The sequence below is a fragment of the Mesorhizobium sp. M8A.F.Ca.ET.161.01.1.1 genome (assembly GCF_004792105.1).
Lineage (GTDB): Bacteria > Pseudomonadota > Alphaproteobacteria > Rhizobiales > Rhizobiaceae > Mesorhizobium.
Window position 1 is genome coordinate 1 of sequence record NZ_SRTD01000095.1, and the last position, 422, is coordinate 422.

The following is a 422-nucleotide window of genomic DNA, read 5'->3' on the forward strand; positions in this document are numbered from 1 at the left end:
GGCCCGTAACGACGAAAGAACCGTCATGGCCGCAGAGGCCAGACGCTTCATCCTCGAAGAACGGTCCCTCGGCGCCGCGGCGGCACGTCTGGCCGAGCTTCTTGCGAAGATCCCGGTTTCATGACATCCGATCAGGTCTGGCAACCCCTAGTGGAAGAACTGGCGCGCTGGCAACGGGCGGGTCGTAAGGCAGACTTCTGGCTGCGTGACGATGACGCGGTGGATCCGACGCCCGCGCTCGATCGGCTGCTCGACCTCACCGATGAATTCGCGGTTCCGGTCACCCTGGCCGTCATTCCGGCCCTGACTGATGAGAAGCTTGTCGCCCAGCTTGACGGGGCGCCGCATGCCACGGTCGCCATCCATGGCTGGGCGCACCGAAATCATGCGCCTGGGGACCAGAAAAAGCAGGAGCTCGGCCC

General features: G+C 64.7%; 1 pseudogene. It reads left to right on the forward strand.

Annotated features, from left to right (window positions below):
• Positions 1–120 precede the first annotated feature (120 nt).
• Positions 121–422, forward strand: a pseudogene (locus EN804_RS34795) (polysaccharide deacetylase); the annotation flags it as partial.